This is a genomic window from Sphingomonas sp. YR710, from assembly GCF_900101455.1.
In the GTDB taxonomy this organism is placed as follows: domain Bacteria; phylum Pseudomonadota; class Alphaproteobacteria; order Sphingomonadales; family Sphingomonadaceae; genus Rhizorhabdus.
This window is the reverse complement of record NZ_FMZJ01000007.1, coordinates 60,253-74,181: the sequence shown is the minus strand read 5'-3', so window position 1 is coordinate 74,181 and position 13,929 is coordinate 60,253. Positions and strand designations below refer to the sequence as shown.

Below are 13,929 nucleotides of genomic sequence, written 5' to 3'. Positions count from 1 at the left end.
GAGACGGAACCAAAATGGCGCTGATCCACTGAAGGGTGTTGCGAACCGCCGGTCGTCACCGCTACCGGCACCATCTTTGCTTATTCAGTGATATTCAGGAGCGATAATGAAAGAACTGGTCGCCTTCGATCTCGACGGAACCCTCGCCGAAAGCAAGCAGCCGCTCGGCGAGCCGATGGCGGAGGCACTGGCCGATCTGCTGGAGGTCGCGCATGTCGCGGTGATCTCCGGCGGCGACTGGCCCCAGTTCGACAAGCAGGTCGCCAGCCGGCTGCCGGATCGCGCCGATGCGAGCCGGCTGTGGCTGATGCCGACGACGGGCACCAAGCTCTATCGGCATGATGGCGGCTGGCAGCCAATCTATGCCGAACTGTTCGATGATGCCCAGAAAGCGGCCATTCTTTCGGCGTTCGATGCCGCGCTGGTGGCGACCGGCTTCGTGCCCGAACAGACCTGGGGCGAGCGCATCGAGGATCGCGGCAGCCAGATCACCTTTTCGGCGCTGGGCCAGCAGGCGCCGATCGGGGCAAAGGAGCATTGGGATCCCGATTTCGCAAAGCGCAGGATCATCCAGGCCGATCTGCGTCAGCGGCTCCCTGGCCTTTCGATCAACATGGGCGGGGCAACCTCGATCGATATCACCCGCGAAGGAGTCGACAAGGCTTACGGCCTGAAGAAGCTGAGCGCGGCCAGCGGCATCGCACTCGATGCGATGATGTTCATCGGCGATGCGATCTTTCCGGGCGGCAATGATTATCCGGCAAAAGAACTCGGCCTCGATACCGTCCGTGTCCGCGATCCCGAAGAAACATTGTCGGTCATTGCCGCAATCGTCGCCTGCCAGAAGTAGTTTCGGGGACGTAATACTAAATGCCCGTAAAGCCGGGCACATCAACAGTCTCGCCCGGCTTCGGTATCCATGATAGTTAACGAGTCAGGAACGCAGCCGGTGGGCGACCGGCATCGACAATGCGCTTGAGATGATTGGCATAGCCATTGTTTTTCAAAAGGATGGTCCTCCCATGATCCGAAACCTTCCTGGCTCCGCACGACATCGCTCTGTCATTGCCGCCGGCCGCGGCCTGTTGTTGGCATCCGGCGTGTTGGCGGCCGGATCGGTGGCCATCGCTGCCGCGCCGCCATTTTCCAAGCCGGGGCTGTGGGTCATGACCCAGATGCATGGCAAGCAGAGCTTCCAGACGAAGATGTGCATCGATCGGTCGACGCAGGCGAACCTGACCGGAATGGGCAATAGCATGGTCAAGTCGATGTGTTCGAAAATGGCGACGCAGGTGAGCGGGGCGGTCGCAACCACCCAGGCGGTGTGCAAGATGGGCGGATCGACGATGACCACGAACTCGGTGGTCACTTATCAGGGCGATACCGCCTTCCACACCGAAAGCCATACGAGCTTTTCACCGCCCTTCATGGGCAAGACCGAGTCCCAATCGGTGCAGGATGGCAAATGGACCGGCGCCTGCCCAAGCGGGATGGTGCCGGGTGATGTGATGGGCCCGAACGGCATGAAGATGCACATCGGCGCCAAGGGCTTCGAACCGCCGCATCCTTGAGGGTACCGCCGTGACGGTGCTCACAGCGCTAGGTTCGAAAAGTCTTAGACTTCGGCATCGACGCGATTGCCTTTGCCGAGGGCGCAACCCGGCGGCCCTTCGCACCGTATAACGAAGGGCAGCCAAGACAGGATGGGACGATGGCCGACCGGATAGCGCGCCTTTTCATGATCAGCCTGCTGGGCGTGGCGGTGGCCATGCCGGTTGCTGGCAGTGCGGCCGAAGCGCCGGCAATCAAGGCCTATAAGCGCGATCCGCTGCCGATTTACGACGATGCCGGGATCAAGGTTCGCGACGTGCCGGTCGCATCGATGCCGGCGGTGGGCTCGCCCGGCGCGCAGGTGATCCGCGCGAGGACCGGGTTCGCGGGGATTCAGCTCGACGGCAAGCTCGTCTGGCTGCGGCTCTCGACGGTCGACTATGTCGGGGACATTTCGGCGATCAAGTGCGATGCCAATGCGATGAAATTCGCCAAGATGGAAGAGGATGGGTTGCAGCAGTCGCTGGGGCTGGGCTGCGCGGGAAGTGGAGCGAAATAAGGGGGAAGCAACGGGCGTCCGGGGGGATAGCTGGAGGGTATTGAGGTGCGAAACGGCGTAATTCTGGTCGTTGTGGCGGCCGCTGTGGGGGCGGCTCCGCCGGTCGATGCCGCTCCCAGAAAAAAGGGTGGCGGATCGGTGCCGACGGCGGCGCCGGTTGCTTCCGCGCCCGCCGTCATGGCGCTTCCCGATGCGCCATATGTGCCGCTCACCGGTTGCCCGGCGCCGGCACCCGGCACGCTGGCAGCGGTGAAGAAGGTCGACGCCAAGGCGCGCGGCAAATTCTCGATCGACAAGGCGCCCTATATTTCGACGCTCAATTCGGCTGATCTTTGCGCCAACAATCAGAAGATGCGCGCCGGGGCAGGCGATACGGCTGGATCGATGGGGCTGTCGGCGCAGGTGATGAACACCCGCTCGGCGCGGATGGACCTGATGGCGATCCCCGCGCTTGAACTTGAACTGCGGCCGGTGCTCGAATCCTTTGCCAAAGCCTGGCCCTATGCGCCGCTCGAACGCACGCCAAAAATCCTGTTCCGCGCCGACGAGGCCTATCAGGCGCAGGCTTTGCCCGACAATACGATCATCGTGTCGCTGGGGCTGATCGAGGCCGCCCAATCGGATTCCGAAGTGCTATTCGTGCTCGCGCATGAATATTCGCACCTGCTGCTCGGCCATTTCACCAAGGCCGAGACGATCGCGGGCGCCAGGAACGCGACCCAGGCGGTTTCGATCGCCTGGCAGGCAGGCAGCGCGGTCAGCGCGATGAAGAACAGTGGCGGCACCAACATGCTCTCCAGCGCGCAGGGTGGGATGGCGGCGGGTGCCCGCCATGCGGCGCCCGTCGCGGAGGCGCTGCGCTTCGCGGTCGACGACATTTTCGCGCCTTCGTGGAATCGCGATCAGGAAAATCAGGCCGACGCGCTGGCGGTCGATCTGCTGATCCGCAGCAATATGACGATCGACAGCTATGCCAATGTCTTCGCGCGGCTGCAAAAGGCGTTCGAGACCGAGAAGGCGTCGCGCGACAAACGCAAGCAGGCCGCCGAAGCCGTCCAGAAGAGCATGGGCGAAGCGATGAAGGGGTTCGCCGGCACCGGGGCCGCCGGCCTGATGAGCGGCGGCGGCATCGGCGGCCTGGGATCGGGCCTGCTCAAGAGCGCGGGCGGCGCTTTGCTCAACAATCTCGGCGGCATCACCAAGTCGCTGGGCGGCGATACCCATTTGCCGCCGGAGGAACGGCGCAACGGCCTCGCGGCCTATTTCCAAGCCGGCTATCCGACCGCCGACCCGCCGATCGATACCGGCGCGCTGGTCGCCCGGATCAAGGCCAGGCCTGATTATGGCCGCGCGATCGCGACCCGCAATGCCTATATGAGGGCGCGCGGCAGCTATTTCTCGCAGGATTATGCCGGCGCGACCACGCAGCTTCGCGCGCTCGGCGCGGGGAGCCGTTCGGCGCCGACCTTCGTCAACTATGTCGCAGCACTGGCCGCGCGCGATCAGGGTAATGTCCCGGTGGCGGCAAGTTATTTCGATGCCGGCCGCTATGGCAGCGGCGTCCAGAATCTCCAGCTCTACGAAACCTATACCGAGATGGAGCTCGGCAATGGCGACGTGCGCGACAGTGACGCGCTGATCGCTGAGGGCAAGAGCCGCTTCAAGGATCCCGATCACTTCCGCAGCATCGAAATCAAGCGCGATCTCGCGGCCGGCGACAGCACCGCCGCCCAATCGGACTATAGCGCGTGCATGGCGATCAAGGGCCGGGATTATATCACCGAACGCTGCAAGGCGGCGATGCCCGCGGCGCAGCAAAAGGCGAGCCCGTTCGGCATCAAGCTGCCGTTCGGCGGCTGATGGCGCGCCGCTCCTTCGCGCTCGCGCTCGCACTTGCCGGCGCCGTCCCCGCGCTCGCGGCACCCGATCCGGCGGCGGACATCGCGCGGATCGAGGACAGGCTGCAATCCGCCACCGCCGAACGGCGCTGGGCCGATGCCGTTGCACTCGGCCAGGCGGCGCTCGCGATCGAGGAGCGCAGCAAAGGCCCCGATCATCCCGAAGTGGGGGGCACCTTGTCGCTGATCGCCGGCTGGCTGGTCGAACAGGGCAAGCTTGCCGAGGCGACCCCGCTCTATCGCCGGGCGCTCGGCATTTTCCTGAGCAAGCTTGGCCCCGATCACGCATTGACGGCGGAGGCGATGTCCAACCTTGCCGCCAATCTGCAGGCGCTCGGGCAATATGACGAGGCTGAGGCACTCTATCGCGGCGCGCTGCAACGCGCGCTGGCGAAGGGCGCGAGCGGCCGGCCGGCCGCGCTCGCTTATAACAATCTCGCCTTCGCGCTCGGGCGTCAGGGCCGCTTCACCGAGGCCCGCGATCTTTATGCGAAGGCGCTGGCGATCGCGCGGGGGTGGGAGCCCGGCGATCTCGATCTCGCGCTGATCGAAAGCAATGTCGCGGCCAATCTCGATGCGCTCGGGCGTCCGCTGGAGGCCGAGCCGCTGTACCGCCAGGCGCTCGCGGTGCGGATCGCCGAGCTGGGCCCCGACGATCCGGCGGTGGCGACCAGTTATAACAACCTGGGCTTCAATCTCGACGGGCAGGGGCGCTATGCCGATGCCGCCCCGGCTTATGCCCGCGCGCTCGCCATCCGCAGCGCGATCGATAGCAAGGGGCTGGCGGCGGCGACCAGTTATAATAATGCCGCGCATAATTTGAACCGCCAGGGCAATTATGCCGCCGCCGCGCCGCTTTATGCCAAGGCCCTCGCGATCTGGCAGACGGTGTACGGGCCAAACCATCCGATCACCGCGATCGGCCTGTCCAACGTCGCGGTCAATCTTGAGCGGCAGGGCAGGGCGGCCGAGGCCGAGCCGATGCTGGCACAGGCGCTGGCGATCCGCGTCGCCGCGCTGCGCGCCGGCCATCCCGACATCGCCACCGCGCAGCTGCGGCTGGGTCATGTGCTCGCCGCGCAGGGCAAGCTCGACGCCGCGCTGCCGCTTTACGCGCAGGCGGTGGCGGCGCGGCGCGCGGCGTTCGGGCCCGATCATCCCGCGCTCGCCGAGGCGCTGATCGATCAGGCCGATCTCTATCTCGCGGTCGGGCGCACCGCCGATGCCGTGGCGGCCGCGCGCGAGGCCGCCGACATCGCCCGCCGCCGTCGGCTCGGCCGGATCGGTGACGCCCGTGACAGCGGCAGCACCCAGCAGGCGGCGGGCCGCGACGCGACCGATGCCAGCCGCTTCGATCCGCTCGCGGGCGCCTTCGCGGCGCTGCTCCGCGCGAGCTGGGCCCGCGCCGCGCAGGCCCCGAGCGAGGCGGCGGGCCTGCGCGCTGAAGCCTTCCTCGCCGCGCAGGATCTCTCGATTTCGGCCGCGGCGCGCAGCATGGCGCGGACGGCGGCGCGGACGGCGGCAGGGCCGGGGCCGCTCGGCGAGCTTGTGCGCCGCCAGCAGGTCCTGTCCGATCTCGCCGCCGAGCTCGATGCGCGGTTGCTGCGCCAGCTGGTGCAGGGCGATGTGGCGCAGATCGCGAAGACGCGTGCGAAGCTCGACGGCGCGGCGCGCGATCTCGCCGATGCCGACCGCCGGCTCAAGACGGCCTTCCCTGATTATGCCCGACTGATCGGCTCCGATAGTCTGCCGCTCGCTGCCACGCAGGCGCGGCTCGATCACCACGCCGGGCTGTTGCTGATCGTGCCCGCGGGTGGTGATCTCTACAGTTTCGCGATCGGGCCGCGGACGATCGTCTGGTCGCGGCAGGCGAATGCCGCCGCGCCGGTTGCCGCGACCGTCCACGGGCTGCGCTGCCAGCTCGATCCGCAGGGCTGCGGCGATCGTGCGGGCGGCTGGCCGGCCTTCGATCGTGCCGCGGCCTTCGGCCTCTACCGCGATCTCGTCGCGCCGGTCGAGCCGGCGCTGAAGGGCGTCAAAGGCCTGTTCGTGGTGACCGGCGGCGCGCTGGCCGAACTGCCGTTCAGCCTGCTGCCGGTGGCCCCGCCGGTTGCGGGCGAGAAGGATGACGATGCGGCCGTGCTCCAGCGCACGCTCTGGTTCGGCGATCGCTATGCGATCAGCACCTTGCCCGCGGTCTCGGTGCTGCGCGTAACACCCGTCATGCCGGCCGTCAGCGGAGGCACCGGGGCAACCCCGTTCGTCGGCTATGGCGCGCCGCATTTCGTGGGGCCTGCGGGCTCCGATCGCCAACTCGATACCTTCCTCCGGATTCCGCAGCCGGTCGACAGCGCCGGTCAGGGTCTCGCCGATCTCGCGACATTGCGCGAATTGAGCCCGCTGCCCGGCACCGAGGTCGAGCTGAAGGCGATGGCGACGACGATGCAGGTGCCGGCGGCGACTCTCCATCTCGGCACGGCCGCGACCGAAGCATCGGTCCGCTCCGATCCGGCGGTGAGCGGCGCGCGCATCCTCGCTTTCGCCACCCATGGCATATTGCCCGGCGAGATCGAGGGCCTGCGCGAACCCGGCCTCGCCTTCACCCCGCCCGACAAAAGCTCACCCGAGGATGACGGCGTGCTGTCGGCATCCGAAGTGGCGGGCATGCACCTGTCGGCCGATTGGGTGATCCTGTCGGCGTGCAACACCGCCTCGGCCGATGGCACGCCGGGTGCCGATAGCCTGTCGAGCCTCGGCCGCGCGTTTCTCTATGCCGGCGCGGGATCGTTGCTCGCGAGCCGCTGGCGCGTCGCCGACGATGCCACCGCCGCGCTGACGGTCGAGACGCTGGTCGCGCGCAAGGCCGGATTGCCGCGCGCCGCCGCGCTGCAGGTCGCGATGCGCGCGGTCCGCACCGGCCGTCGCGCCGATGGTACGCCGCTGCCCGGCTGGCGGGAGAGCTGGGCCTGGCCGGCGGCGTGGGCGCCGTTCACCGTGATCGGCAATGACGATCGGTGATCGGCCTGCGCGCCTGTCTTATCGTCGCTTCGCAATATGATGTGTTTGCACCATGCCCTTCAGATTCTGTAAAAGGGCAAACGCTTCCCGGCGCGATACTCTAGTCTGGCATCGGATATAAAATGCTCATCAAAAACCCGGTCATGGCTGTGACCCACCTGACGCCGGCAATCGGCGCACGCGTTGAGATCGGCGTCGATGCCATGTTGAGCGGCGACTATGCCGATGAGATCCGGAGCTTACTGGAGGCGCGCGGGGTGCTCGTCTTTCCCGGGGTCAGCCTCAGCGACGAACAGCAGGTCGTCTTCACCGGGACGATCGGCGAGCAGATCGATGAGTTTAGCGGAACGGTGCCGGAAAACGGCGTGCGCGAGCGGATCTACAAGGTCAGCCTTGACGAGAATGTCGCCAGAACCGCCAAAAGCCTCAGGAATTCGTTTTTCTGGCATCTGGACGGATCGATGGCTGAGGTGCCGATCTTCGCGTCGATCCTTTCGGCCAAGCGCCTGTCGGACACGGGCGGCGACACCGAATTCTGCAGCACCTATGCCGCTTATGACGCGCTGCCCGAGTTGGAGAAGGCGGCTCTCGAACATCTGCGGGTCGTCCATGCGGCCTGGGCGCTTCAGCGCAATGCCGATCCGGAGCCATCCTATGCCGATTTCAAGCGCCAGCGCAGCGGCCCCTCGCGCTCGCAGCCGCTGGTCTGGAAGCACCGCAGCGGGCGCAAGTCGCTCGTGATCGGGGCGACCGCCGCCTATGTCGAGGGCATGGATTATCTCGACAGCCTCGACCTGCTGGTGCGTCTGCGCGATTGGGCCACGCAGCCGCAATTCGTCTATCGCCACCGCTGGAGCATTGGCGACACGGTGATGTGGGACAATAGCGGCACCTTGCACCGCGCGCTGCCTTATGCGGCGGATAGCGGACGGCTGATGCACCGCACGGTCCTGAAGGGCGACGAACCTTTCGACTGCGCGTGAGGCGAGGGCGATGAAGGGTGCTGCACATCCTCAGACGATGGAGCGCCCGCGCCAACCGCCGCGTGGACGAACGTGATGCGATCCTCTCCACACTTGCGTTCGCCCGCGTAAAGGTCGAGCCTCGCTCGGCTTACGATCTTCGCAACGAGGGATCGGGCGGCAGGAGAAGATGCATGAAAGCGATCGGCGGCGGTGCAAGGACGATCGCGCTCGTCGGGCCTGAAGGCGCCGGCAAGACCAGCCTCGCGGAGGCGCTGCTGTTCGCGGCCGGCGCGATCCCGAAGCTCGGTTCGGTCGATGGCCATAACAGCGTCGGCGATGCCAGCCCGGAGGCGCGCAAGCGTGGGGCGTCGACCGAGCTCAATCTGATGCGCTTCGACTGGATGGGCGATCCCTATCAGATCATCGATGTGCCCGGCGCGGCGGCATGCGATGCCGATGCCGCGATGGCGCTGCCGATCGCCGATCTCGCTTTGGTCGTGATCGATCCCGATACGGCGCATGCCGCCTCGGTCGAGCCGACCTTGCGCCGGCTGGAGGCTTCGCGCGTGCCCCATGCCCTGTTCGTCAACAAGATCGATCGCGCGCATGGCAGCATCGATGATCTGCTGGCGACGCTCGCGCCGATGAGCGCGGCGACCCTGGTCGCGCGGCAGATCCCGATCCTCGCCGGTGAGCGCGTCGCGGGCTTCGTCGATCTCGCGCTGGAACGCGCTTATCATTACCGGCCGGGCCAGCGCTCCCAGCAAGTCCCGCTCGCCCCGCATCTGCGCGAGGACGAGACGGCGGCGCGGGTGCACATGCTCGAGCAACTCGCCGATCATGACGACGATCTGCTCGAACAACTCGTTTCCGATCAGGTGCCGAGCCTCGACACGATCTTCGGCGATCTCACCCGCGAGATGGCCGACGGCCGGATCGTGCCCGTATTGTTTGGATCGGCGCTCAACGGCTTCGGCATCAGGCGCCTGCTCAAGATGCTCCGCCACGACACCCCGCCACCATCCGCGACCGCCGAGCGGCTGGGGATCGTGGGGGCGACGGTGCGGCTGTTCAAGACCGGCTATGGCCGCGCGGCGGGCGGGCTGGCGCTGGCGCGGGTGTTTGGCGGGGGGATTGCCGAAGGCGGGACGCTGACAGGGGCCGGCGGTCAGGCGATGCGGGCGGGTGCGGTGTTTAGGGTGCAGGGAACTGCGACCACGAAGGTGCCGCGAGCGGAGCATGGGGATGTTGTGGCGATTGCCAAGGTGGCGGCTGTGAAGCTGGGGTAGATTTCGGGGCCGGTGGAGCGATTGCGGCATCAATCTTACCCGCCTTGTGCGCTGTCATCGAGATTTTCTATAAGCGTGCGAACCGTGGCCATTTGTAGGGATAGTCGCAGCGGGTTGGAGAGTAAGGGGACAAAGCCATAACCCACATAGAGGGCCTTGTGCTTTGCCACCACTGCAGGATCGCCGCAGTCGAGAACGTCGAGCATGACGATTGCTGTCCGCCCCTCATTGCAGAAGCAATCGGGCGGAGCTCACCAGTTCGGATGCCCGGTCGCTCAGCGAGCGTATCTCCTGGGCGATCACCGCAAATCCCTTTCCGACATCCCCGGCTCGTACCGCTTCGGTGCTGGCATTGAGCGCGATGAGGCGAACGCTGAAGCTGACCTGTTCGATGGCGGTCAAGGTTTCGGAAATCGTTGTCTCGCTCTTTTGGGCGATCGCGCGCTGTTCCTCGTGGATCCGTTCGAGCAGCCGGCTGACGCCATCGGTCGTCTGGTTCAGTTGCGTGAGCAGCGCGCCGGCGACGAAGTCGACAAATTCCATGATCAGGTCGTCGTGCCGGCCCTGGCTCAGCCATTCCGCGCGCTGAAGGAAGGAATCGATCGTTCTGATGGCATCATCGCCCAGGGCATTCCGATCGTGCAGCAATCGCGCCACATCGGGGGCGATGCGCAACTGCGAACAGCCTTTGCGCATGGCCGAATAAATGAACTGAAACTCGTCCAGCGCGGCCTGAAGCCTTGCGTCGGGAAGATCCGCTGCCGCGGGATTTTTCCGTATATTGCGATCTTTCACAAGAATGAGCATCGCCGCCCGATGCGATAGCATGCGCATCTTGCCGGAAAGATTGATCAACAGGCCCAGTGCGGAGGCCGTATCCAAAAATTCGTCGGTTCTGGTCATATCGTCACCCGAAACTCGATTTCGCCCGCAAATGGGATTCCAGATCCAGACATGATCATGGACGAAATATGGTTAAAATTGTGCGACGCAACATGCCTGGTCATCGGACGACTGACGGCTGAAAGGCGCGAACAGTTATTGGGAAAAATCTACCTGCGCCGCCGCTGCGTATCTTCATGTTCGTGCTCCGAAACTGAAAAAGGCCGCCATGTGGGCTCCCGCATCAGGGTGTCCACATGGCGGCCTTGCCAATCATCCTTCCCATCGGCCGGCTCGCGCCGATCAATGGTTCGATGCGCCTCCGGCCCTCATCGTTGAGGTCGGTGGCTATATTCGCGCCCGCTGCGTTGCGGGAACTATCACCTCGTCGAATGCAACATATGGTACGCCAGAACAAGCCGTTTATTGCGACGCAGCAGACCAAAATGTTTCTGACAGGTAATGATCAAACCGATGAAGTACCCTTTGAGGTGCCGATCAGTCATTGCGGAGAGATTTCGATCATGCGGCGGTGCATATGTAAATGCTGCCATGCATTAGCGCGAAATTAAGAAATCTCCGCCAAGAAGTTGCCTCGATAGAAGTCGCCCGGTTGAGAAGGCGCGTGGCTGGGGAGCGGAACTTGCGGGAGTGGGAGCCAGGGAGGTGCGCGCGGACGCATGCCGCGGCGATCCGGCTGCTGCCGAAGCCATGCGAAGATTTCGCCGATCAGGACCCGTGCTTCGGATGATTCAGCGCGAGGACCGTTACGATATCGTCATGCCGGCACGCATCCGCTGGGAAAAGCAGTGGTGCGCCGCCAGTGTGCGGAACATCTCCCGGCGGGGGGCGATGCTGCGCACGGTGAAGCCTCCACCGCCCGGCACCTATGTCGATCTCGAGCTGCCCTACGGAATCGTCACCGCGCGATCGATGTGGGCGTCGGGACAGTCATGCGGGCTGCGCTTGCAGGACCAGCTGGACGTCGCGGCGATCCTGAAAAGCAGGGGCCGTCGCGGCGGGTTGGTCCGTCCGGCGCCGGTCGCCGCAGACCCGAAGCCCAGGACGTCCCGTGCGGATTTACGTGCCGAAGCGGAGCGCAGCAGGCGCCGCTCCGCTTCGATGCAGTTTGCGATCGTTCTGGCAGTCGGCGGCTGCGTGGCGGTCAGCGTCGCATGGGAAGTTTACAAGACATTGTCGGCCCCGCTGGCCGCTATCGGAAAGCATATGTGATGAGCATTTCTGGACGAAGCTATGGGATCGTTCGGCCGGGCGACGAAATGCCGATCCGGCGAAGCGACTTCTTCTGGCCGCTCGCTGTCATTGCTGGATTGACGGTGCTTGTCCTCACGCTCGGCATCCATTTCGCGCTTGGGGCTTTCGATCGCGAGAGCGAAGTCCGGGAACAGAATCTCGCCCGGAACGGGTTCACGCAGCGTGTGGCAGAGGTGGCGAACATGGTTGTGCCGCAGACCGACTGGGATGATGCCGTGCGCAATCTCGACAATCGTTATGCCCCCGACTGGGCCGAGACCAATATCGGAAAATTCTTGTATCAGACCGATGGATTCGATCGCAGTTTCGTTCTCGACGCTGCCAACCGACCGATCTTTGCCTCGTTCAGGGGGGCGAAGGCGCCCATCTCCGCCTATCGGCCGATCGACACTCTGGCCGCCGATCTGATTCAGATGGTGAGGCTGCAGGAATCGCAGCGCCCTCCGCTGCACAAGGACGGTGCCAGGGGCATGATGTCCCGCCCGATTCAGGCGAGCGCCCTCAAGGTCGTCGGCAGGAGCCTGACGATATTGACGGTAACCCTTGTCCAACCCGATTTCGGAACCGCGATGCCGGCGGGCCCGCGCGCACCCATTGTCGTTACGACGATGCCGGTCGATCCGTCCTTCCTGTCGCGCTTTTCGAGCCGGTTCCTGTTTGACGATGTCCACGTGCGGTTTCTCGGGCAGCTCGCGGCGGAAGGTGAAACGTCGATCCCCGCAACGGACGAAACCGGGCGGGTGGTCGCCTTGCTCGCATGGCATCCGTTGAACCCGGGCTATGGCATGCTGCGGCGGCTCTGGCCGCAAATCCTGATCGCATGCCTGATCCTGCTGGCTGTGGTGTTCACCCAGCTGCGCCGGATATTCGGCTTCGCCGATGAACTGATTGCGCAGAGCGCCGTGCGGCCTGTCGCGGCAGATGACTATGTGATCGTTGAATTTCCGACCTTTCGGGATCAGCTCGCGCTGGAAATTGGCGGCCTGGGCCAGGGCATTGATAGCCTTGTCGTCCATTGCATCGGCTTCGCCTTGTCCGAGGATGCTCTGGCGGCTGCCGATGATCCAGCGGGGGAAAGTTTCATGGGCATTGCGGAGCAGCGGCTGGCGTCGCTGTGTCGCGATGACAGCATCATCGCGCGGCGTTCGGCCACTTCGATCGTGGTGCTCTCGCTCGGATGCAACCGCGACAACGCACAGGCTATCGGCGCGCGGCTGTCGGACGCGATGGCAACGCCCGTTGCGCTGCAGGGCGGGACGATCACCGCGACCTGCTCGATCGGCAGTGCGGTCGTCGACGATCCGCAAGCCGACGCCGACGATATCATCCACCGCGCCGAAATCGCGATGGAGTCCGCCGACATCGCGCCCGCCGCAGAACCTCAACCAGTATCCCACCGTGCCGCTTGATTTTGCCGCCGGCGCCTAACGGTCGTGGTTCCGCGCCAGTGCGTGAGAAAAGATTCCCGGCGACCCGAACAGCGACATGTCGAGGGCAGGCGGAAGCAGGGCAAGCGGGTGAATGCGAGCGACGCCAGCCTCCGATCGTCATTCCCGCGCAAGCGGGAACCCACGGTCGCGACACACTGGAGTCGGTACTTGCCCCCGTCCATGGGTCCCCGCTTGCGCGGGAATGAAGGTGAAGGGAGGTCGCCTCTTGACGAAAGATGTTACATTCCCGTGATATCGGTCTGAACTTGGCGCTCGTCGGGATGATCAATTTTGGGCGAAAAGCCTCACCGGCGAAGCATTGTCTTGTTCACCCGATCGACATGGATACTATGCCGGAACTGGCTCACGGCATGACGCCGTGATATTATCGCCCCTCGAACCGGGAAGGCGATGATATGCCGGCACAACTCAACCACAGCATCGTCTGGTGCCGCGACAAGCGACGATCGGCCGATTTCCTTACCGATATTCTCGGCCTGCCGCCGGCCGAGCCCTTTTCCCACTTCCTGGTGGTGCAGCTTGCCAATGGCGTGTCGCTCGATTTCATGGAGAAGGCCGGGCCGGTCGCCGCGCAGCATTATGCCTTTCTGGTCGACGACACCGAATTCGATGCCGGCCTTGCGAAAGCGCAGGCCGCTCAGCTGACATATTGGGCCGATCCGGCGCGGAGCCAGGCTGGCGAGATCAATCGCCATTGGGGCGGGCGCGGCGTCTATTTCGAAGACCCCGACGGCCACCTGCTGGAATTGATCACCCGGCCTTATGGTGCGCCTGAGGCGATGTGAAACGCGTCTCCGATCAGGAAACGAGCTGACGCTCGCCCAGCGACCGATCAATATTGTCGAACAGGATGTTGAGATCCTTGAGGCCCGCATTGGTGGCATGGGTTCGCACGCTGCCGACAAGGCGGTGGATATGGCGCGCGGTGCCGTCGTCGAGCTGCCCAACTTCCTCCAGCCGTTTGATCAGCATGCCGACGAGCATCAGCGACAATATGGCGATGTGGTCGGTTTGGCTTTCGAGTTGCATTTCACTCTCCTG

Annotated in this window: 13 protein-coding genes; 10 read left to right on the top strand and 3 right to left on the bottom strand. The window is 64.7% G+C overall.

From position 1 onward, the window contains the following. Positions 1 to 106: 106 nt before the first annotated feature. The 7 genes from BLS13_RS10105 to BLS13_RS10075 all read left to right on the top strand — a co-directional run bounded on the left by BLS13_RS10105 (position 107) and on the right by BLS13_RS10075 (position 9,280). Positions 107 to 850 carry an HAD-IIB family hydrolase gene (locus tag BLS13_RS10105; RefSeq protein ID WP_037526323.1) on the top strand — a complete coding sequence of 248 codons (744 nt, stop codon included), beginning with the start codon at positions 107 to 109 and terminating at the stop codon, positions 848 to 850. A gap of 172 nt (positions 851 to 1,022) precedes the next feature. Further along, positions 1,023 to 1,571 (top strand): DUF3617 domain-containing protein, encoded by a 549-nt coding sequence (locus BLS13_RS10100; RefSeq protein ID WP_093451822.1) that lies wholly within the window; start codon positions 1,023 to 1,025, stop codon positions 1,569 to 1,571. A 140-nt stretch (positions 1,572 to 1,711) separates the two neighbouring features. After that, complete coding sequence (locus tag BLS13_RS10095; RefSeq protein ID WP_256325801.1) at positions 1,712 to 2,110, top strand: hypothetical protein; 399 nt, start codon at positions 1,712 to 1,714, stop codon at positions 2,108 to 2,110. Positions 2,111 to 2,155: 45 nt separating this feature from the next. Further along, the gene (locus tag BLS13_RS10090; protein ID WP_093451820.1) at positions 2,156 to 3,970 is read left to right on the top strand and encodes a M48 family metalloprotease; all 1,815 of its coding nucleotides are present in this window, start codon (positions 2,156 to 2,158) and stop codon (positions 3,968 to 3,970) included. Continuing rightward, positions 3,970 to 7,026 carry a CHAT domain-containing tetratricopeptide repeat protein gene (locus tag BLS13_RS10085; RefSeq protein WP_093451819.1) on the top strand — a complete coding sequence of 1,019 codons (3,057 nt, stop codon included), beginning with the start codon at positions 3,970 to 3,972 and terminating at the stop codon, positions 7,024 to 7,026. The genes BLS13_RS10090 and BLS13_RS10085 overlap by 1 nt, the downstream gene beginning before the upstream one ends. Positions 7,027 to 7,148: 122 nt before the next feature. Next, the gene (locus BLS13_RS10080) at positions 7,149 to 8,009 is read left to right on the top strand and encodes a TauD/TfdA dioxygenase family protein (protein ID WP_093451818.1); all 861 of its coding nucleotides are present in this window, start codon (positions 7,149 to 7,151) and stop codon (positions 8,007 to 8,009) included. Between the two features lie 173 nt (positions 8,010 to 8,182). Beyond that, positions 8,183 to 9,280, top strand: coding sequence for a GTP-binding protein (locus tag BLS13_RS10075; protein ID WP_093451816.1), 1,098 nt, complete (start codon positions 8,183 to 8,185; stop codon positions 9,278 to 9,280). Positions 9,281 to 9,315: 35 nt separating this feature from the next. Here the strand turns inward: BLS13_RS10075 and BLS13_RS20680 are convergent, their stop codons facing one another. Then, positions 9,316 to 9,486 carry a hypothetical protein gene (locus BLS13_RS20680; protein ID WP_176943532.1) on the bottom strand — a complete coding sequence of 57 codons (171 nt, stop codon included), beginning with the start codon at positions 9,484 to 9,486 and terminating at the stop codon, positions 9,316 to 9,318. 19 nt (positions 9,487 to 9,505) lie between these two features. After that, positions 9,506 to 10,183 carry a methyl-accepting chemotaxis protein gene (locus BLS13_RS21160; RefSeq protein ID WP_093451815.1) on the bottom strand — a complete coding sequence of 226 codons (678 nt, stop codon included), beginning with the start codon at positions 10,181 to 10,183 and terminating at the stop codon, positions 9,506 to 9,508. 726 nt (positions 10,184 to 10,909) lie between these two features. Between BLS13_RS21160 and BLS13_RS20340 the strand changes: the two genes are divergently transcribed. The 3 genes from BLS13_RS20340 (at position 10,910) to BLS13_RS10060 (ending at position 13,673) form a co-directional block, all read left to right on the top strand. After that, positions 10,910 to 11,395, top strand: coding sequence for a PilZ domain-containing protein (locus BLS13_RS20340; protein WP_176943531.1), 486 nt, complete (start codon positions 10,910 to 10,912; stop codon positions 11,393 to 11,395). Continuing rightward, on the top strand, positions 11,395 to 12,846 hold the full coding sequence (locus BLS13_RS10065) for a CHASE4 domain-containing protein (RefSeq protein WP_176943530.1): 1,452 nt from the start codon (positions 11,395 to 11,397) through the stop codon (positions 12,844 to 12,846). Before BLS13_RS20340 ends, BLS13_RS10065 begins: the two co-directional genes overlap by 1 nt. A gap of 437 nt (positions 12,847 to 13,283) precedes the next feature. Next, complete coding sequence (locus tag BLS13_RS10060) at positions 13,284 to 13,673, top strand: VOC family protein (protein ID WP_093451811.1); 390 nt, start codon at positions 13,284 to 13,286, stop codon at positions 13,671 to 13,673. 13 nt (positions 13,674 to 13,686) lie between these two features. Here the strand turns inward: BLS13_RS10060 and BLS13_RS10055 are convergent, their stop codons facing one another. Beyond that, positions 13,687 to 13,917, bottom strand: coding sequence for a hypothetical protein (locus BLS13_RS10055; protein WP_093451810.1), 231 nt, complete (start codon positions 13,915 to 13,917; stop codon positions 13,687 to 13,689). Positions 13,918 to 13,929: the final 12 nt, after the last annotated feature.

What these genes read in the sequence shown, in the direction of transcription:
- BLS13_RS10105 (WP_037526323.1), top strand. Translation starts at nt 107, where the DNA reads ATGAAAGAACTGGTCGCCTTCGATCTCGACGGAACCCTCGCCGAAAGC.
- BLS13_RS10100 (WP_093451822.1), top strand. Translation starts at nt 1,023, where the DNA reads ATGATCCGAAACCTTCCTGGCTCCGCACGACATCGCTCTGTCATTGCC.
- BLS13_RS10095 (WP_256325801.1), top strand. Translation starts at nt 1,712, where the DNA reads ATGGCCGACCGGATAGCGCGCCTTTTCATGATCAGCCTGCTGGGCGTG.
- BLS13_RS10085 (WP_093451819.1), top strand. Translation starts at nt 3,970, where the DNA reads ATGGCGCGCCGCTCCTTCGCGCTCGCGCTCGCACTTGCCGGCGCCGTC.
- BLS13_RS10080 (WP_093451818.1), top strand. Translation starts at nt 7,149, where the DNA reads ATGCTCATCAAAAACCCGGTCATGGCTGTGACCCACCTGACGCCGGCA.
- BLS13_RS10075 (WP_093451816.1), top strand. Translation starts at nt 8,183, where the DNA reads ATGAAAGCGATCGGCGGCGGTGCAAGGACGATCGCGCTCGTCGGGCCT.
- BLS13_RS20680 (WP_176943532.1), bottom strand. Translation starts at nt 9,486, where the DNA reads ATGCTCGACGTTCTCGACTGCGGCGATCCTGCAGTGGTGGCAAAGCAC.
- BLS13_RS21160 (WP_093451815.1), bottom strand. Translation starts at nt 10,183, where the DNA reads ATGACCAGAACCGACGAATTTTTGGATACGGCCTCCGCACTGGGCCTG.
- BLS13_RS20340 (WP_176943531.1), top strand. Translation starts at nt 10,910, where the DNA reads ATGATTCAGCGCGAGGACCGTTACGATATCGTCATGCCGGCACGCATC.
- BLS13_RS10065 (WP_176943530.1), top strand. Translation starts at nt 11,395, where the DNA reads ATGAGCATTTCTGGACGAAGCTATGGGATCGTTCGGCCGGGCGACGAA.
- BLS13_RS10060 (WP_093451811.1), top strand. Translation starts at nt 13,284, where the DNA reads ATGCCGGCACAACTCAACCACAGCATCGTCTGGTGCCGCGACAAGCGA.
- BLS13_RS10055 (WP_093451810.1), bottom strand. Translation starts at nt 13,917, where the DNA reads ATGCAACTCGAAAGCCAAACCGACCACATCGCCATATTGTCGCTGATG.